Source organism: Kitasatospora sp. NE20-6, assembly GCF_045862635.1.
The window spans coordinates 52,969-71,443 of record NZ_BPRL01000038.1 but is presented as its reverse complement, the minus strand read 5'-3'; the positions used below and the strand labels follow the sequence as shown (position 1 = coordinate 71,443).

Genomic DNA, 18,475 nt, shown 5'->3' with positions numbered 1-18,475 from the left:
TTACTCCCCTTCGACCCGCATGATGCTGGCCACGTCACGCACGCTGTCCAGCGCGCGCAGCTTGTCGACCGTCGCCGACAGCGCGGCGTCGGTGGCGCGGTGGGTGACCACGACGAGCGAGGCGTCGCCGTCGCGGCCCTGCTGCCGCACGGTGTCGATCGACACGCCGTGCTCGGCGAAGACCGACGCGACCTGGGCGAGCACGCCCGCACGGTCGTCCACGTCGAGGCTGACGTGGTACCGGGTGACGACCTCGTCCATCGGCTTGGCCGGCAGCCGGGTGTACACGGAGTCGCCGGGGCCGGTCGCGCCGTTGATCCGGTTGCGGCAGACCGCGACGAGGTCGCCGAGCACTGCGGAGGCGGTCGGCGCGCCACCGGCACCCGGCCCGTAGAACATCAGCCGGCCGGCGGCCTCGGACTCCACGAACACCGCGTTGTACGCCTCGCGGACCGAGGCCAGCGGGTGGCTCAGCGGGATCATCGCCGGGTGCACGCGGGCGGTCACCGACGCGCCGTCGGCGGCCCGCTCGCAGATCGCCAGCAGCTTGACCACGCAGCCCATCTGCTTCGCGGACGCGATGTCGGCCGCGGTGACCTCGGTGATGCCCTCGCGGTACACCTCCGCGGCGGTCACCCGGGTGTGGAAGGCGATGCCGGCCAGGATCGCGGCCTTCGCGGCGGCGTCGAAGCCCTCGACGTCGGCGGTCGGGTCGGCCTCGGCGTACCCGAGCGCGGTGGCCTCCTCCAGGGCCTCGGAGTACCCGGCGCCGGAGGAGTCCATCTTGTCGAGGATGAAGTTGGTGGTGCCGTTGACGATGCCCAGCACCCGGTTGACCTTGTCGCCGGCCAGCGACTCGCGCAGCGGCCGGATCAGCGGGATCGCCCCGGCCACGGCGGCCTCGTAGTAGAGGTCGACGCCCGCCGCGGAGGCCTTCTCGTGCAGCTCGGCGCCGTCCTGGGCGAGCAGCGCCTTGTTGGCGGAGACCACCGAGGCGCCGTTCGCGAAGGCGGAGAGGATGTGCTGTTTGGACGGCTCGATGCCGCCGACCACCTCGATCACCACGTCGATGTCGCCGCGGCCGACCAGGGCCTCCGCGTCGGTGGTGATCAGGTGCTCGGGCACCCCGGGCCGCGGGCGGCCGGCCCGGCGCACGGCGATGCCCGCCAGCTCGACCGGTGCACCGATCCGCGCGGCGAGGTCGTCGGCCGTCGTCGTCATGATGCGCGCCACCTCGGAGCCCACCACACCACAGCCCAGCAACGCCACCTTCAGCGGGCGCGTACGCATCATCCGACTCCGCTCTGCATTCTCGGTCTCCCTCGGGCAATTCCCGATGCCCGACGGTATTCGGTCTCCACCAGTCTCCGGGACTTTCCGCACAGATCTACGGCCGGTCCACGTTCTGAGACAAGAATTTCGTCAGCCGATATCGAGGCGCAGGAGATCCTCCTCCGTCTCGCGCCTGACGATGACCCGGGCCGATCCGTCCACGACGGCGACCACGGGAGGCTTGAGGGCGTGGTTGTAGTTGCTCGCCATCGAGCGGCAGTACGCACCGGTCGCCGGCACCGCGATCAGGTCGCCCGGCACCAGGTCGGCGGGCAGGAACGCGTCCTTCACGACGATGTCGCCCGACTCGCAGTGCTTGCCCACCACGCGGGCCAGCATCGGCTCGGCCTCGCTCGTCCGCGAGACCAGCGCGACGGAGTAGGCGGCGTCGTACAGCGCGGTGCGGATGTTGTCCGACATGCCGCCGTCCACGCTGACGTACGTGCGCAGGCCCTCCAGCGGCTTGACCGTGCCCACCTCGTACAGCGTGAACGTGGTCGGGCCGACGACCGCCCGGCCCGGCTCCACCGACAGCCGCGGCGGCGTGAGGCCGGCGCCGGCGCACTCGCGGCGGACGATCTCCGCCAGCGAGGCCGCGATCTCGGCCGGCTCGCGCGGGTCGTCGTCGCTCGTGTACGCGATGCCCAGGCCACCGCCCAGGTCGATCTCCGGCAGCTCGACGCCGTGCTCGTCCCGGACCTCGGCGAGCAGCCCCACCACCCGGCGGGCCGCCACCTCGAACCCCGCCGTGTCGAAGATCTGCGAGCCGATGTGGGAGTGGATGCCGCGCAGCTCCAGCGTCTCCGGGTGCGCCAGCACCCGGCGGACGGCCTCCGCCGCGGCACCGCCGCTCAGCGACAGCCCGAACTTCTGGTCCTCGTGCGCGGTGGCGATGAACTCGTGGGTGTGCGCCTCGACGCCCACCGTCACCCGGATCAGCACCGGCTGCCGCACGCCCTGCCGCTCGGCGACGACGGCCAGCCGCTCGATCTCCTCGTACGAGTCGACGACGACGTGGCCGACGCCCGCCTTCACCGCCTGCTCCAGCTCCGACACCGACTTGTTGTTGCCGTGCAGCGCCAGGCGCTCGCCCGGCATGCCCGCCGCCAGCGCCACGGCCAGCTCGCCGCCGCTGCACACGTCGAGGTTGAGGCCCTCCTCGCGCAGCCAGCGGACGACCGCCTTGGAGAGGAACGCCTTGCCGGCGTAGTAGACGTCCGCGTCCGCACCGAAGGCGTCCCGCCAGGCGCGGGCCCGGGCGCGGAAGTCCGCCTCGTCCATGACGTAGACCGGCGTGCCGAACTCCGCCGCCAGCTCCTTCACGTCGAGGCCGCCGACGGTGACCGCACCGTCGGCGCCGCGGGCGACGGTGCGCGACCACACCTTGGGGTCGAGCGCGTTCAGGTCGGCCGGCGGGGCCTGGTAGTGGCCCTCGGGCAGGACGTCACCGTGGCGCGGGCCGGCGGGGTGGGCGGAGCGGCTCATCTGTGGTTACTTCCTTGGCTTATGGCGAGGGGCGGTGAGCGGTCTCCGTCGACCGTCCACCGCCCCCTCCGTGCGCTTGGGGGTCGTACTTACATCCGCTCGGGCGAGGAGACGCCCAGCAGCGTCAGCCCGTTGGCGATCACCGTGCGCGTGGCGTCGGCGAGCCAGAGGCGCGCGTGCGTGAGGTCGGTGACCTCCTCGTCGCCCTTGGGCAGGATCTGGCAGTGGTCGTAGAACCGGTGGTACTCCCGGGCGAGCTTCTCCAGGTACACCGCCACCCGGTGCGGCTCGCGCAGTTCGCCGGCCGAGGCCAGCACCCGCGGGAACTCGCCGAGCTGGCCGAGCAGCACGGACTCCCACTCGGTGGAGAGCAGCTCGGGTTTGAAGTCCGCGCTGCGGACGATGCCCTTCTCGGCGGCGTTGCGCTGCACCGAGCACATCCGGGCGTGCGCGTACTGCACGTAGAAGACCGGGTTCTCGCTGGACCGGCTGGTCACCAGGTCGATGTCGATCGTGATGGTGGAGTCGGTCGAGGAGCGGGCCAGCATGTAGCGGGCGGCGTCCACGCCGATCCAGTCGACGACGTCGTCGATCGTGATGATGTTGCCGGCCCGCTTGGACAGCCGGACCTCCTGGCCGTCACGGACCATCTTGACGAACTGGCCGATCTTGACCTCGATGTTGCGGTCCATGTCGTCGCCGGCGCAGGCCGCGATGGCCTTGAGGCGGTTGACGTAGCCGTGGTGGTCCGCGCCCAGCATGTAGACGGAGACCTCGGAACCGCGGTCCCGCTTGCTCAGGTAGTAGGCGGCGTCGGCGGCGAAGTACGTCGTCTCGCCGTCGGCCTTGATGAGGACGCGGTCCTTGTCGTCGCCGAAGTCCGTGGTGCGCAGCCAGATCGCGCCGTCCCGGTCGAAGACGTGGCCCTGCTCGCGCAGCCGGTCGATGGCCTTCTCGACGGCGCCCGAGTCGTGCAGGCTCTGCTCGGAGAAGTAGGTGTCGTACTGCACCCCGAACTCGTCCATCGACCGCTTGATCTCCGCGACCATGAGCCGGAGGCCCTCGGTGCGGAAGACCGTCAGCTGCTCGTCCTCGGGCAGGTCGAGGACGCCGGGGACACCGTCGGTGATCGCCTTCGCGATGTCGCCGATGTACTCGCCGACGTAGCCGTCCTGCGGCACCTCGCGGCCGTTCGCGGCGGCCTGCAGCGAGGCGGCGAACTTGGTGATCTGCACGCCCGCGTCGTTGAGGTAGTACTCGGTGGAGACCTCGGCGCCGGTGGCCTTGAGCACCCGCGCCAGCGAGTCGCCGACGGCCGCCCAGCGGACGCCGCCGATGTGGATCGGGCCGGTCGGGTTGGCCGAGACGAACTCCAGGTTGATCCGCAGGCCCTTGAGCGCCTCGTTGCGGCCGTACGCCTCGCCGGCCTCGACGATCATGCGGGCCAGCTCGCCCTGGGTCGCGGCGTCCAGGGTGATGTTGAGGAAGCCCGGGCCGGCGATGTCGACCCCGGCCACACCGGTGATCCCGCGCAGGCGGTCGGCGACGAGCTCCGCCACGGCTCGCGGCGGCCGGCCGGCCGGCTTCGCGAGCTGGAGGGCCACGTTGGTGGCGTAGTCGCCGTGGTCCCTGTTCTTGGGCCGCTCGATCGTCACGTGCTCGGGCACGGCGACGGCCAGCTCGCCCGCCTCGACGGCGGCGCTCACTGCGGCCTGGACTGCCTGGGAAAGCTCTGCGGGTGTCACGACGCCAAGCGTAGGCGAGACGGGGTGCCCGACCGCCACCCGGTTTACCCGTTGAGACGCGTTGCACCGGTGAGGGGCACCGTCAAGCCCGATCTGTTCGCCGAGAGCGGAATTCCACCGACCGTTCCACCGGCCCGGCGTCGACCCGGCCCGACCCGGCCGCGCCTGCGGCTGTGTCTGTGCCTGCGGGCATCAGCCTCCGCACCAGCGTCACGAGGTCGGCCGGCTCGAACGGCTTCGCCAGGTAGCCGTCGACCCCGACCGACTCCCCCCGGTCGAGATCCGCCGGGGTGCACGCGCTCACGATCGCGATCGGCAGCGCCGACGTCTCGGGCGCCGCCCGCAGCCGGGCCGCCGTCCGCAGCCCGTCGAGCCGCGGCATCATGACGTCCAGCGTCACCACGTCCGGGCGCACCCGGCGGACGACCTCCAGGCACTCGGCGCCGTCGGCGGCGGTGACCACCTCGAAGCCCTCTAGCTCCAGGTTCACTCTGATCAGCTGGCGGATCACCTCGCTGTCGTCCACCACGAGGACCCGCCCGGACGTTCCCGGCACATCACCGAGGGTAGCCGCGCCCCCACCGCCGCGTCCGGCCTTTGCCCGTTTCCGCCGCCGGCGGCCCGCCGCCCACCGCGCCGCCGACCGCGCAAACCCTTGCACGGATCACGCCCCGGGCCTGGTAGTGTTCTCCACGTCGCAGCAAGTCGCGACGGCCGACAGGCCCCCGTAGCTCAGGGGATAGAGCACCGCCCTCCGGAGGCGGGTGCGTAGGTTCGAATCCTACCGGGGGCACTTCGAAGGAAGTGCAAGTGAGGCTCAGATCGGCGGAGTTGATCCGCAGATCTGAGCCTTCGTCGTTTTCCGGCCGGGGCCGGTCGTCCCGGCCCGTGCTCCTCGGCCGCCGGCCCGGGTGACGGTCCGCCAGCCCGCACGCGCGGATGCCGCGCCGGGCCGGGGTCAGCCGCGGGGGGTGCGGACGCCGAGTTCGTAGGAGAGCCGGCAGTGGTCGGCGGCGAGCACGATGTCGGCGGTCTCGACGGGGAGGTCGCCGGCCCAGTGGGTGCGCTCGACGGCGAGGACGGTGGCGCCGAGGGGGATGCCGAGCGGTACCGACTCGGCCTCCAGGACGGGCCGGGCGGTGACGTCCTCGGTGACCCGGGTGACGGTGAGGCCGATCAGGGCCATGCGCTCGACGACGCCGCGGCCGGCGAGCGGCCCGAGCTCGGGGAGGGCCGCGGTGGTGCCGCCGGTCAGGGCGAGCGGCTCCCAGCTGGTGGAGAGCCGGGCGGGGCCGTCCCCGGCCGCCCTGACGTACTGGGTCTGCATGATCGGGTCGCCCTCGGAGATCCGGAGGCGGTCGGCGAGCCCGCGCGTCGCGTAGGACTTCTGCGAGTCGTGCGTCCAGGGCGGGCCGCCCTCCGCGGTGCCGTCGGCGGCGAACGGGCTGCCGGCGGCGTCGTGGCGTTCGCGCGGGATCCGGGCCGGGGCCGGGCGGAACCGGACGTACGTGCCCGAGCCGGGGCGCCCCTCGGTGAGTCCTTCGGCGGCGAGCACGCGGAGGGCCTGGCGGACCGGCTGCTCGGAGACCTCGTGGTCACGGCCGAGCTCGGCGATGCTCGGCAGCCGCGAGCCGGGGGTGTAGTCGCCGGACAGGATCCGCGCCCGCAGCACGTCGGCCAGCCTCAGGTAGGCCGGTCGCCCCAGTTCGCCCACGTCGACCCCCATCTCTCGGTTCCTCCGATCAGCTTGACAATCCCGCTCCCGAGCTTTCAAGCTCGTATTCGAGATGTACCGAACGTAGCGGGACGTGAGCGCAGAGATATCGGAGGGGTGCGGCCGCATGATGTGGATCGCCCGTTTTCCCGGGGTGCCCGAGACCGTACGGGCCGCGCGCCGGATGGCCCGTGAGGCACTCCGGCCCTTCCCGCAGGCGGACGACGCCGAGCTGATCGTCTCCGAGCTGGCCACCAACGCCATCGTGCACAGCCGGTCCGGCGCGGCCGGTGCGCTCTGGATCGAGCTGCGGTGGCGGCGGGTCACCGCCCGGATCGCCGTGACGGACGACGGCCCGCTCGACGGCGAGCCGACGTACCGCTCGCCGGAGGAGCTGACGGACTTCGGGCGGGGCCTGACGATCGTCGACGCGCTGGCCGACCGGTGGGGTGCGAGCGGCGAGGCCGGCGGGCGGCGCACCGTGTGGGCCGAGCTGGGTCCCGCGGCGGGGCCGGCCGCGCCGCACCGGGCGTGGTCCGGCGGCCGGTCCGCAGCGCCCGGCGTGTCCGGCGTCCCGGTCTGCGGCGACGGGCCCGCGCTCCCCCGGCCGCGGCCCGCCGTCCCGGCCGGCGTGCCCGCGCCCGCGCCCGCTCCCGTGCGGCGGCCGGGGCCGGCCGTCAGGCGGTGCCCGTGACGGCCTGGCGGTAGAGGCCGGCCAGGGCCGCGCCGAAGTAGGCGGTGTAGGAGACGTCGGGGGTGTCGCCGCCCTCCTGGTGGCCGCCGATCACGCCGATCACCTCGCCCGTCCGGGTGCTGACCCAGGGGCCGCCGCTGGTGCCGCCGGGGTACCCCGGGCATTCGATGCGGCGCTGGGTCGCGGAGTACGCGGTGACGGCGTTCGTGCAGAGCAGGGGCGCCTCGCTGCGGGAGGGGTAGCCGTAGAGCCGGACGGTCCGGGTGAGGGTGTCGTCCAGGCCGAGGGCGTTGCCGCCGACGACGTCCTCGATGCGGTGCCCGCCGTTCGGGGCGATCCGCAGCACGGCGAAGTCCTCGTCAGGATCGCGGGCGGCGGACCATCCGGCGGTCGTGAAGATCCGGGTGACCTTCCAGCTGCCGTACGGGGCGGCGCCGTCGCGGTAGCCGGGGACGAAGAGCAGCCCGTCGGTGGTGCCGACGCAGTGCGCGGCCGTGACGACCAGGTCGCGGGTGGGGCTCTGCAGGACGCTCGCCGAGCAGAAGTGACGGCCGGGCCCGACGCCGCCGGTGAACAGCGCACCCACCCGGGCCGCACTGCCGTCGGCCGGGGCGACGGCGGTCGTGCCGAGCGTGGTCCGGGCGGACGCCACCGCGCCCACCGGCACCCCGACCAGCGACAGTCCCAGGGTGTTGGCGCCGATCAGCAGCAGCACCGCCAGGAGGAGGAGGGTGCGGCCGACGGCCGGCGGCAGGGCGCGGCGCGGCATCCGGTCACGGCTCATCGGCGGTACCCCTCCTGGCCACGGGCGGTCGTGGGCCCAGCCTGCTCGACGGGGCCGACCGTCAGGTGATCACCGGATGGGAACCCGGTGAGAATCCGTACACGATCCCGTTCCCGGTGGGTCGGCGTCCAGCGCGCGCGACGGGCGTGTCGTCGGCGGCGCGCGCCGGGCGGGTCCGGCACCGCCCGCGCCGCTGCTGTGCGACGGGCGCGGGTGGTGCAGGCGGTGCGCGGCGGGCAGCGGGCAGCGGGCGGCGGGCGGCGTCAGGGGGTTTCGGGGGACGCCCCCGCGGCGGCGGCCCTGGACGGGGTCTCCGCTCCCGCGTCGGCGGCCTCACCGGGCGCCGGCCTGTGGTCGATCATGAAGAAGGCGATCACGGAGGCAGCCAGCAGGATGCCCATCGCGACCGTCGTCGCGACCGCGTAGCCGTGCACCGCGCCCTCGTTGACGACGAGCGGATCCGCGGCGTCGCGGCCCACCAGCCAGGAGGCGGTGACGCTGGCGGCGATGGTGTTGAGCAGCGCCGTGCCGATCGAACCGCCCACCTGCTGGGCACTGTTGATGATGGCGGAGGCCGCGCCCGTCTCGTGCGGGGCGACCCCGAGGGTGGAGAGGCTCATCGACGGCATGAAGACCAGGCCCATGCCCAGGCCGAGCAGGATCTCGGCGGGCAGCACCATGCCGACGTACGGGCTGTCGACCTTCATCTGGGTCAGCCAGGCCATGCCGCCCGCCGCCAGCAGGAGGCCGGGCACGACGAGGGTCCGCGTGGGCACCCGCGTCATGAGGCGGGCCGCGATGCCGGTGGCACTGATGACGATCGCGGCGGTCATCGGCAGGAAGGAGACGCCCGCCATGATCGGGGAGTACCCCTTCACGACCTGCATGTAGTAGGTGAGGAAGAGGAACAGGCCGAACATGCCGATCACCGCCAGGCCGACGGCGATCGCTCCGCCGCCGCGGTTGCGGTCGGCGACGATGTGCAGCGGCAGCAGCGGGTGCGTGGTGCGGCGCTCGAAGAGCACGAAGACGAGGAGCAGGACGGCGCCGCCGATGAGGCAGGTCAGCACCAGCCAGTCGCCCCAGCCGCGGCTGACGGCCTCCGAGGTGCCGAAGACGATCGCGAGCAGGCCGCCGCAGCCGAGGACGGCGCCGGGCAGGTCGAGCCTGATCCTCCGGCCCTTCTCGATGTGGTCGCGCTTGAGCAGGTAGAACGCGGCGACGGCGGCGCCCAGGGCGATCGGGATGTTGACGAAGAGGCACCAGCGCCAGTTCAGGTACTCGGTGAGCAGGCCGCCCATGATCAGGCCGATGGCGGCGCCGCCGCCCGCGAGTGCGCCGAAGATGCCGAACGCGGTCGCGCGCTCCCGCGGGTCGGAGAAGGTGTTGGAGAGCAGCGAGAGGGCGGAGGGCGCGAGCACCGCGCCGAAGGCGCCCTGCAGGGCGCGGGCCCCGAACAGCATCCACGGTTCGGTGGCGAAGCCGCCGATCGCCGAGGCGAGGGCGAAGCCGATCAGGCCGACGGTGAAGGTGCGTTTGCGGCCGTAGAGGTCGCCGATGCGGCCTCCGAGGAGGAGCAGGCCGCCGAACGCGAGGGTGTAGGCGGTGATCACCCACTGCCGGTTGGCGTCGGATATGCCGAGCGCCTTCTGGGCGGACGGCAGGGCGATGTTCACGATGGTCGCGTCGAGGACGATCATCAGCTGGGCGATGGCGATGACCGCCAGGGCCCACCAGCGGCGGGGGTCGACCGTTTCCTCGTCCTGTGCGTGCTGGAGGGACACCGGGGGCCGCCTTCCGGAGAGGATGGGGGAGGAGGGGCGCACGCAGCGCCTCCTCCAGACAAGCCCTCGGACCGCCCGACGGCAAGGCGGTTTGTGCAGAAATGTACGAATTGGGACTAAAGTCCTAAACCTGCCCGGTCCTGCGGCGGAACTCCGCCCTCCGCAGGACCGGATCCGCGGCCCCGGCGCCCGTCAGAGCGCGGAGAGCTCGGCGACCAGGTCGTCCAGGCCGAGCGAACCCTGCGAGAGGGCGGCCATGTGCCAGGCCTTGAGGTCGAACTCCTCACCGCGGGCCGTCGCCGCCGCCCGGGCGGCGGCCCGGCCGCGCAGCCAGGCGCGCTCGCCGAGCTTGTAGCCGATGGCCTGGCCGGGCATCCCCAGGTAGCGGACCAGCTCGCTGTCCAGGAAGTCGGCGGAGAGCCCGCAGTACAGGCCGAAGAACTCCCGTGCGTCGTCCGGGTGCATCGGCTCGCCGGGCCGGTACGGGGAGTCCGCGGGGAAGTCCAGGCCGGCGTGCATGCCGATGTCGACGATGACCCGCAGCACGCGCATCATCTGGGCGTTGAGGTAGCCGAGCCGGTGCCCCGCGTCCGTGAGGTAGCCGAGCTCGTCCATCAGCCGCTCCGCGTAGAGCGCCCAGCCCTCCAGGTTGGCGCTGACCGCGCCCAGGCTGACCTGGTAGGTGGAGAGCCGGTCGGCGATGTACGTCCACTGGGCGAGCTGCAGGTGATGGCCCGGGACGCCCTCGTGGTACCACGTCGACACGAGGTCCCACTCCGGGAACGACTCGCGGCCCAGCGTGGGCAGCCAGGTGCGGCCGGGACGGGAGAAGTCGAGCGACGGCTGGGTGTAGTAGGGCGCGGCGGCACTGCCGACCGGCGCGATTCTCGACTCCACGCGCAGCAGCGGCTCGGCAAGATCGAAGTGGGTGCCCTGGAGGTCGCCGATGGCCTGGTCCATCAGGCCCTGGAGGTAGGAGCGGGCGCTCTCCGCGCCCTCGATGGCGGGACCCTCGTTCTCCAGCCAGCGCATCGCCTCCATCGGGGTCGCGCCGGGCCGCACCTTCTCCGCCTCGGCGCGCATCTGCGCGTCCAGGTCGTGGAACTGCTCCCAGGCCCAGCCGTACGCCTCGTCGAGATCGAGCTCGGCGCCCGTCCAGTAGCTGACCCAGCGGGCGTACCGCTCCCGGCCGACCGTGTCGGAGGTGCCGGACGCCGCCGGACCGTACACGTCGCGCAGCCAGTCCCGCAGCGCGGCGAGCGCGCCGGACGCCTCGACCGCGACCGCGGTCAGCCGCTCGCGCAGCGACTCGGGGGCGTCCTGCACGAACGCGCCGAACCAGCCGCCCGGCGTTTCGCCCTCCAGCCACTCGGCGATCTGGCCGACCACCGTGGTGACCTGCCGCGGACCGGACAGCAGGCCGCGGTCCATGCCCTCGGCGAGGGTGCTGCGGTACTGCTCCAGGGCGGCGGGCACGCGGGCCAGGCGGCGGCCGACGAGCTCCCACTCCGCCTCGGTGCCGGTGGGCATGAGGGTGAAGACCTCACGGACGTCGTGCACGGGCGAGCCGAGGTTGCGCAGCGAGCGGAAGTCCTCGCCCGCCTCGTGGAGCGCGAGTTCGGCGGAGAGCCGTTCGCGCAGCAGACGGGCGCAGCGGCGTTCGGCGTCGTCGGCGGCGGCACCCGCGGCCTCGGCGGCGTCGAGCCGGGCGAGGGTCGTCCGGGCGAGGCCGACGATCGCCGCGCGGCCGGCCGGTGAGAGGTCGGTGATGCGGTCGTCATCCGGGTTGAGGCCGAGGTAGACCGCGGTCAGCGGGTCGAGTTCGGCGAGGGCGTGGACATAGGCGTCGGCAATACGGCGGGGGGTGGTGCCGTCGACGTCGAGGGTGATCGGTTCTTGGACCATTCGGCCATCCTGTCGCAGCGCCGGGCGATTTCAAGACCCTCAGGGCTGCCTCTCGCAGGTTTGACGGACGGTCGGACACGGGGGCCGCCGACCGCCCGGCGCCCCGACCCCGCGGTGTCACGGGGCCTGCCCGTGAGCACGCCCAACGTGTTGGCCGAGGACGGGCGGTGGACACCGCGTCCGCCCCGCGCGGACCGGCCGGCAGCGGCCCCGGACACCGGTTCCGGGCAGGGCCTAGGCTGGCGGGCATGGCAGTCAGAGACGTACCCGCGCGCGGTGCCGGACGGGCCTCGCGCTCCGTGGAGAACGGCGGCAGCGCGTCCGCCCCGCACGGCGGCGCGGCGGGGGACGACGGCGCGGCGGGCAGCGCCGCGGCGGGCGACAGCGGGACGGCGAGCGACAGCGGGACGGCCGGCGCTGCGGCGGGCGACGGCGCGGCGGGCGCGGACCGGCCGCGCAGGTCCGGGTACCGGCGGCTGACGGTGGAGCAGCGCCGCGAGCAGCTGATCTCGGTGGCGCTGGAGCTCTTCAGCACCCGGGCCCCCGAGGAGGTCGGACTGGACGACGTGGCGCAGGCCGCGGGTGCCTCCCGGCCGCTGGTGTACCGGTACTTCGCGGGCGGCAAGCAGCAGCTCTACGAGGCCGCGCTGCGGACCGCGGCCGACGAACTGAGCCGCCGGTTCCGGGTGTCGGGGGTGGGCACGCCCACCGAGCAGCTGGCCGAGGTGCTGGACGGCTACTTCGCGTTCGTGGCCGGACACGCCGCAGGCTACGGCGCGCTGCTCCGCGGCGGTTCGGTCGTGGAGACCGGGCGCACCACGTCGATCGTCGACGAGGTCCGCCGGATCGCGCTCCGCAAGACGCTGCGCCACCTCGGCGTGCGCTCGGCGGGGCCGCGGCTGACCCTGCTGGTGCGGGCCTGGATCTCGGTGGTCGAGGCGACCGCGCTGAGCTGGCTGGACGAGGGACGGCAGATCCCGCCGGAGTCCCTGCGGGACTGGCTCGTCGACGAGTTCGTGGCGATGAGCGCGGCGACGGCGGCCCACGACCCGCAGACCGCGGAGATGCTGGCCGGGCTGCTGGCGATGGAGCGCCCGGACGGGCCGGCGGGCCTGCTGGTCGCACGGCTGCGCGGCCTGCTGCCGGGGCCGGGCGACCGCCCGGACCCGGCGTGAGCCCGGGCACACCCCGAGGCACACCCCGAGGCACGGCGCGGCGGCCCCGCGCAGCGGACCACGCTCAGGCGGCCCACGCGCAGGCAGCCCGCGCTCAAGCGGCTCCGAACACCTGCCGCTGCCGGCCGAGCCGGTCGACGGCGAGTTCGACCACGTCGCCGGGCTGCAGGAACGCCGCACCGGGGTGGCCGAGGGTGACGCCCGCCGGGGTGCCGGTGACGACGACGTCGCCGGGCTCCAGCACCATGAACCGGCTGAGGTGGCGGACGATCTCCAGCACCGGGAAGATCATGTCGGCGGTGGAGCCGTCCTGCCGCAGCCGGCCGTTGACCCAGAGCCGCAGCCCGAGACGCTGCGGGTCGCCGACCTCGTCGGGGGTGACCAGCCAGGGGCCGAGCGGGGTGAAGGTCTCCGCCGCCTTGCCCTTGGCCCACTGGCCGCCGTGTTCGAGCTGGAAGGCCCGTTCGGTGACGTCGTTGACGGCGGCGTAGCCGGCGACGGCGGCGGCCGCCTCGGCGTCGGTCTCCAGGTAGCGGGCGGTGCGGCCGATCACGACGGCGAGCTCGGCCTCGTAATCGGTCTTGCGGCTGCCGCGCGGCACCAGCACCTCGTCGTACGGGCCGACGACCGTGTTGCCCGGCTTGAGGAAGACCACCGGCTCGGAGGGGATCGCGGCACCCGCCTCGGCCGCGTGGTCACGGTAGTTGAGGCCGATGCCGACGACCTTGCCGGGCCGGGCGACGGGCGCGCCGATCCGTACGCCGTCGAGGTCGATCCGCGGCAGCGTGCCGGAGGCGGCCAGGGCCGCAAGGTCTGCGGCGGCCGCCGGGCCGAGCCCGGCGAGGAACGCCCCGTCGATCTCGGGAACGCGGGCCGACAGGTCGTACGCGGCGCCGTCGGGTCCGAGAACGGCGGGCCGCTCGGAGCCCGCGGGGCCGACACGGAGGAACTTCACTGACCGTCACCGCCTTGTCTCGTGGCAGGTCGGCGGGGGTGCCGATCACCGGCCCGCGCTGTGCATCCGAGGTATATCAACGGCGCTCCCCGGCGAACCAGGGAGTGCGCGTGGGCGAGTTCCTCCGAAGTCGGCTCCGCGCGGCGGGGCCGGAATCGGGGGCCCGTACGGTTGACACCGCCGGACGCGGGGCCGGGGCGGGACGGCCTGCTCAGGTCTCGCGCTGCGGCCGGTACTCCTCCTCGGTCACCCCGAAGGTCCAGGCGACGCCGGCCCGGGCGGTGCGGGTGGAGGGCGGCACGCGCAGCCAGTAGGTGCGGAACGTGCCGTCCGGCTCGGCGGTGGAGTTGACCACCTCCACCATGACGACCGCCTCGTCGCCGGGCAGCTGGATCCGCCAGAGCACCCCGGTGTCGTCGCGGTGCACGGGCTCGGCCCCGGACTCGGCGAGATAGCGGTCGTACCCGTGGAACTCCAGCATCACGCGCCGCAGTTCGGCGTTCGCCTCGGTGCGGATCCGTTCGGCGGTCACCCCGGCCAGGTCGGCGAGGAAGTCGGCCGGCACCGGCATGCCGCGCCATGCGTGCAGGGCGAAACCGTCGGCGAAGGCCAGCGCCGGGCCGTCGGCGCGGTCGAGGCGGCCGGCCTCGTCGCGGTGCAGGGCGACCGGGCGCTCGGCGATCAGCACGACCCCCTCGTACGGCCACCACCAGCCGGTCTGCGCGGCGACCTCGGCCAGCGGGCCGAGGCCGCCGGGTCCGTCGGGTCCGTCGAGCGCGCCGGCCGCGTCGAAGGCGGCCAGCCAGGGTGCGTCGTGCTGGCCGAGCACGGCGTCGAGCAGGGCGAGGCGGGCGGTGGTGCGCTCCGCGGCGGCCCGGGTGCGGGCGTCCGTGCCGGCACCGGTCGGCGCCTCGGGGGCGAGCCGGTCGAGCACGGCCTCGCGGACCCGCCCGGCCAGGCCCTGGGTCTGCGGCAGGAGTTCGCCGCCGGTGAGTGCCCACAGCCCGGCCCAGCCCTGGGCCCCGATGCGCCCGTGGAGGGCGGTGCGGGCCTGCTCCCACGGGCGGGTGCGCACGGCGTCGCGGACGCTGACGGCGCCCTCGGCGTGCAGGTGCAGTGCGGCCCGCGCGGCCTCCAGCGGCGAGCCGTACCAGCGTACGAGGCCGGGTTCGGCGAGCCCGGCGGCCCGGTAGGCGGCGCGCACCGCCTGCTCGGTCCGGGGGCGGTCGGCGGGGCCGGTGGCCGCCGCGACGGCGCGCCAGCGGGCGGTCGCCGCGGCGGGGGCGTCCGGGGACGGCCCGTGCGGGTACGGCACGTCCTCCCCGGTGGCGGTCGGTGCGGTCACGGTCGCTGCGGTCGCGGTCGAAGTGGTCATGGTCGCTGCTCTCCTCGTCGTCCCGGCCGGTCAGTCCGCGACCACGCGGACGGAGCCCGGCACGTACTCGCGCTGCCGCACCACGCGGTGCCAGCCCTTGGGCAGCGGGATCGCGGCGTGTTCCTCGTGCACGACCCGGCCGCCCTCGGGCAGGTGCAGCCAGGCGGTGCCGAACGCGCCCGACTCCCGCCGCAGCGTGCCCGGGCCGACCACCGCGTGGGCGTGGCCGGTGACCTCGCCCAGGGCCAGCACCATCCGTCCGCGGGCGTCCCGCGGGAGCGGGACGAGGCCGGCCACGGCCTGCGGCACGGCGCTCTCCTCCACCGGCACGATCAGCACGTCACCCTGGCGGTACATCGGTCCTCCCCTGGTTCAGGACCGGCGGGTGCGCCGGCCTCGACGACACGAAAGCTAGGGCCGGGGTCCGACAGCCCGTCACCGGCACTCCCCTCGCTGCCGGGCCGTCGGTGGCGCCTGGTAGACAGGTGCCCGGCCGAGCGGACCTCCCCGGACCTCCCAGGAGCAGCGCATGACGATCAACAGCCACATCGAGCGGTTCCACGGGTTGCCCGTGGTCGATCTCCGCAACGCGCCGAAGGACGAGGACCGGCCCGCCGCGGACGCCGCCGCCTGGAAGATCGGGCTCGACTACGAGGACGAGCAGGGCTTCGACGACGCCTGGCAGTACTTCCTCGACACCGTCGACACCGCGCGGGTCACCGCCGTCGTCATCGGCAACTGGTCGTCGGACGAGCCGGACCGGCTCGAAGGACCGCTGCGCACGATCACCGGTTCGGCGGACCGGCTGCCCGCCCTGCGGGGGCTCTTCGTCGGTGACATCACCTACGAGGAGTGCGAGATCTCGTGGCTGCAGATGTGCGACATCACCCCGGTGTTCGAGGCGTTCCCGCTCCTGGAGGAGCTGGTCGTCCGCGGCGCGGGCGAGGACTGGGACGGCAACGGCGGCCTGGCCCTGACGCCGCTGCGGCACGAGCACCTGAAGGCGCTGCGCTTCGAGGCCGGCGGGCTGCCCGGGCACGTGGTGCGGGCGGTCGGCGCCTGCGACCTGCCCGCGCTGGAGCGCCTGCAGCTGTGGCTGGGCGTGGACAACTACGGCGGCGACTGGGCCTTGGACGACCTGGCGCCGTTCCTCACCGGCACCCGGCTGCCCGCGCTGCGCACGCTCGGCCTGCAGAACACCGTGCACCAGGACCGGGTCGCGGAGCTGGTCGCGCAGGCCCCGGTCGTCGCCCGGCTGGAGAGCCTCGACCTGTCGATGGGCGCGCTCACCGACGAGGGTGCCGCCGCCCTGCTGGACGGCCAGCCGCTGACCCATCTCGCCTCCCTCGACCTGCACCACCACTACCTCACCGAGCCGATGCAGCAGCGCCTGCGCGACGCCCTGCCCGGCGTCGCCCTCGACCTGTCCGACGCCAAGAAGTGGGACGACGAGTGGCGCTACGTCGCCGTCGCAGAGTAGGAGTGCCCCGATGACCCGAACGTTCCACGGACTTCCCGTCTGCGACGTCCTGGCCGCCCTCGACCGGGGCGAGCCGCTGCCCCCGGCCGACAAGGCCGCCTGGCGGATCGCCCTCGGTTACGGCCACCGCGAGTCGTTCGAGGCGGCCTGGCAGCGCTTCCTCGACGCCGTCGACCCGGCGCACGTCCGCGCCCTGGTGCTCGGCGCGTGGTGGCCCGGCGAGTACGACGGCCTCGCCGGGCCGCTGGCCGCGATCACCGGCGCCGCCGGGCGGCTGCCCGCGCTGGAGGCGCTCTTCCTCGGCGACGTCGAGGCCGAGGAGTGCGAGATCTCCTGGCTGGAGATGTGCGACATCACCCCGGTGTTCGAGGCCTTCCCGCACCTCACCGACCTGACGGTGCGGGGCGGTTCCGGCCTGCGGCTGCGGCCGGTGCGGCACGGGCGGCTGCGCACGCTGGCCTTCGAGTCGGGCGGCCTGCCCGGCGAGGTGGTGCGGGCCCTCGGCGCCTCCGACCTGCCCGCACTGGACGCGCTCGACCTGTGGCTCGGCGTCGACGAGTACGGCGGCGACCACGGCCCCGACGACCTGGCGCCGTTCCTCGCCGGCACCCGGCTGCCCGCGCTGCGCACGCTCGGCCTGCAGAACAGCGAGTACCAGGACGACATCGCCGCGGCCGTCGCGCAGGCCCCGGTCGTCGCCCGGCTGGAGCGGCTCGCGCTGGGCCTGGGCGTGCTGACCGACGAGGGCGCCGCCGCGCTGCTGGCCGGCCAGCCGCTCACCCACCTCGCCGCGCTCGACCTGCACCACCACTACCTCACCGGGCCGATGCAGCAGCGCCTGCGCGACGCCCTGCCCGGCGTCGCCCTCGACCTGTCCGACGCGGAGGACGAGGAGGACGAGGAGGACCGCTACGTGGCGGTCTCCGAGTAGGCGACGACCGTGCAGCTCACCGTCCTCGGCAACCCCGGCCACCGGCGCGTCGTGCTCTTCGCGGCCGCCGCCCGGGCCGCAGGCCTGCCCGCACCGGCCGTCCTGCCCTGGCTGGACGTGCTGCGCGGCACGGACGGTCCGCCGCCCGGAACGCTGCTGCGGGTCGAGTCGCCCGGCGAGGAGCCGGCCGTCGACGCCCTGCTGCGCGGCCCCGCCCTCGGCGCCGGGTACGCGCCGACCCGGGTGGAGGGCGGCGCGGCGTGGCACGCGGGCGTGACGGCCGCCCTGCACCGGGTCGCGGCGCGGCCCGGGGTGCGGCTGCTCGGCGACCCCGCGGAGATCGCGGTGATGTTCGACAAGCGGCGCGCGCACCGGCTGCTCGCGCAGGCGGGCGTGCCGGTGCCGCGCGCCCTGGACGGGCCGCCGCCCGCGGGCTGGGCCGACCTGCGGGAGCGGCTGGCCGCCGCCGGGATGCACCGGGTGTTCGTGAAGCCCGTGCACGGGTCGTCGGCCTCCGGCGTGGTGGCGCTGGAACTCGGGCCGCGCGGGCAGGTGCAGGCGACGACGTCCGCGGAGCTGACGCCCGGCGGGCTGCACAACTCGCTGCGGGTGCGCCGCTACCGCACCGTGCCGGAGGTCGCCGAGCTGGTCGACCGGCTCGCCCCGGACGGCCTGCACGTCGAGCAGTGGGTGCCGAAGGCCGCGCAGTCCGGCCGCGCGGCCGACCTACGGGTGGTGGTGGTCGGCGGCCGGGCCACCCACGTGGTGGTGCGCACCAGCGCCCGGCCGATGACCAACCTGCACCTCGGCGGGGCGCGCGGCGACCTGGCGCTCGCCCGCGAGGCGGCCGGCCCGGCCTGGCCGGTGCTGCTGGAGACCGCGGAGGCCGCCGCGGCCTGCTTCCCGGCCGCGCCGATGGTCGGCGTCGACGTGCTGCCCACGGCGGGCTGGCGGCGCGCCGTCGTCGGCGAGGTCAACGCCTTCGGCGACCTGCTGCCGGGCCTGACCGGCCTGCCCGGCGGACCGGCCGAGGGCCTGGACACGTACGGTGCCCAGATCGCCGCCCTGCTCGCCGCACCACCCCGGACGGAAAGCCCCCGATGACCCACCGCACCC

At 74.4% G+C, this 18,475-nt stretch carries 16 protein-coding genes and 1 tRNA gene; 6 read left to right on the top strand and 11 right to left on the bottom strand.

The genetic code is table 11. The annotated features are described in order from the left end of the window. The 4 genes from SNE206_RS24585 to SNE206_RS24570 all read right to left on the bottom strand — a co-directional run bounded on the left by SNE206_RS24585 (position 1) and on the right by SNE206_RS24570 (position 5,118). The gene (locus SNE206_RS24585; protein ID WP_405011575.1) at positions 1–1,293 is read right to left on the bottom strand and encodes a homoserine dehydrogenase; all 1,293 of its coding nucleotides are present in this window, start codon (positions 1,291–1,293) and stop codon (positions 1–3) included. Between the two features lie 129 nt (positions 1,294–1,422). After that, complete coding sequence (lysA, locus tag SNE206_RS24580; protein ID WP_407915668.1) at positions 1,423–2,817, bottom strand: diaminopimelate decarboxylase; 1,395 nt, start codon at positions 2,815–2,817, stop codon at positions 1,423–1,425. An 89-nt stretch (positions 2,818–2,906) separates the two neighbouring features. Beyond that, positions 2,907–4,562 (bottom strand): arginine--tRNA ligase, encoded by a 1,656-nt coding sequence (argS, locus tag SNE206_RS24575; protein ID WP_407915667.1) that lies wholly within the window; start codon positions 4,560–4,562, stop codon positions 2,907–2,909. An 82-nt stretch (positions 4,563–4,644) separates the two neighbouring features. Continuing rightward, positions 4,645–5,118 (bottom strand): response regulator, encoded by a 474-nt coding sequence (locus SNE206_RS24570; RefSeq protein WP_407915666.1) that lies wholly within the window; start codon positions 5,116–5,118, stop codon positions 4,645–4,647. A 165-nt stretch (positions 5,119–5,283) separates the two neighbouring features. Between SNE206_RS24570 and SNE206_RS24565 the strand changes: the two genes are divergently transcribed. Beyond that, positions 5,284–5,355, top strand: a tRNA-Arg gene (locus SNE206_RS24565). 165 nt (positions 5,356–5,520) lie between these two features. Here SNE206_RS24565 and SNE206_RS24560 read toward each other — a convergent pair. After that, positions 5,521–6,288, bottom strand: coding sequence for a GntR family transcriptional regulator (locus SNE206_RS24560; RefSeq protein WP_407915665.1), 768 nt, complete (start codon positions 6,286–6,288; stop codon positions 5,521–5,523). An 82-nt stretch (positions 6,289–6,370) separates the two neighbouring features. Here SNE206_RS24560 and SNE206_RS24555 point away from each other — a divergent pair, with 82 nt between their 5' ends. Then, positions 6,371–6,970 carry an ATP-binding protein gene (locus tag SNE206_RS24555; RefSeq protein ID WP_407915664.1) on the top strand — a complete coding sequence of 200 codons (600 nt, stop codon included), beginning with the start codon at positions 6,371–6,373 and terminating at the stop codon, positions 6,968–6,970. On the opposite strand, the gene SNE206_RS24550 is transcribed toward SNE206_RS24555, so the two are convergent. From SNE206_RS24550 to SNE206_RS24540, 3 genes are all read right to left on the bottom strand, one after another. Continuing rightward, entirely contained in the window at positions 6,954–7,754 is an 801-nt protein-coding gene (locus tag SNE206_RS24550) for a trypsin-like serine peptidase (protein WP_407915663.1), read from the bottom strand. The two genes, SNE206_RS24555 and SNE206_RS24550, sit on opposite strands and share 17 nt — an antisense overlap. 263 nt (positions 7,755–8,017) lie before the next feature. Beyond that, entirely contained in the window at positions 8,018–9,538 is a 1,521-nt protein-coding gene (locus SNE206_RS24545) for an MFS transporter (RefSeq protein ID WP_407915662.1), read from the bottom strand. 192 nt (positions 9,539–9,730) lie between these two features. Next, on the bottom strand, positions 9,731–11,443 hold the full coding sequence (locus SNE206_RS24540) for a DUF885 domain-containing protein (RefSeq protein WP_407915661.1): 1,713 nt from the start codon (positions 11,441–11,443) through the stop codon (positions 9,731–9,733). A 248-nt stretch (positions 11,444–11,691) separates the two neighbouring features. Here SNE206_RS24540 and SNE206_RS24535 point away from each other — a divergent pair, with 248 nt between their 5' ends. Continuing rightward, positions 11,692–12,618, top strand: coding sequence for a TetR/AcrR family transcriptional regulator (locus tag SNE206_RS24535; protein ID WP_407915660.1), 927 nt, complete (start codon positions 11,692–11,694; stop codon positions 12,616–12,618). Positions 12,619–12,712: 94 nt separating this feature from the next. On the opposite strand, the gene SNE206_RS24530 is transcribed toward SNE206_RS24535, so the two are convergent. The 3 genes from SNE206_RS24530 to SNE206_RS24520 all read right to left on the bottom strand — a co-directional run bounded on the left by SNE206_RS24530 (position 12,713) and on the right by SNE206_RS24520 (position 15,305). Further along, entirely contained in the window at positions 12,713–13,573 is an 861-nt protein-coding gene (locus SNE206_RS24530) for a fumarylacetoacetate hydrolase family protein (RefSeq protein WP_407915659.1), read from the bottom strand. 211 nt (positions 13,574–13,784) lie between these two features. Next, complete coding sequence (locus SNE206_RS24525; RefSeq protein WP_407915658.1) at positions 13,785–14,948, bottom strand: DUF6745 domain-containing protein; 1,164 nt, start codon at positions 14,946–14,948, stop codon at positions 13,785–13,787. Between the two features lie 30 nt (positions 14,949–14,978). Then, a complete protein-coding gene (locus tag SNE206_RS24520; protein ID WP_407915657.1) occupies positions 14,979–15,305 on the bottom strand; it encodes a hypothetical protein in 327 nt (108 codons plus the stop codon). Positions 15,306–15,477: 172 nt separating this feature from the next. On the opposite strand from SNE206_RS24520, the gene SNE206_RS24515 reads away from it, so the two are divergent. From SNE206_RS24515 to SNE206_RS24505, 3 genes are read left to right on the top strand one after another with little or no spacing between them, the layout of a single operon-like run. Next, positions 15,478–16,428 carry an STM4015 family protein gene (locus SNE206_RS24515; RefSeq protein WP_407915656.1) on the top strand — a complete coding sequence of 317 codons (951 nt, stop codon included), beginning with the start codon at positions 15,478–15,480 and terminating at the stop codon, positions 16,426–16,428. 10 nt (positions 16,429–16,438) lie between these two features. Further along, positions 16,439–17,359: an STM4015 family protein gene (locus SNE206_RS24510; protein WP_407915655.1), complete on the top strand. Its 921-nt coding sequence runs from the start codon at positions 16,439–16,441 to the stop codon at positions 17,357–17,359. 9 nt (positions 17,360–17,368) lie between these two features. Then, positions 17,369–18,463, top strand: coding sequence for an STM4014 family protein (locus SNE206_RS24505; protein ID WP_407915654.1), 1,095 nt, complete (start codon positions 17,369–17,371; stop codon positions 18,461–18,463). Positions 18,464–18,475 lie beyond the last annotated feature (12 nt).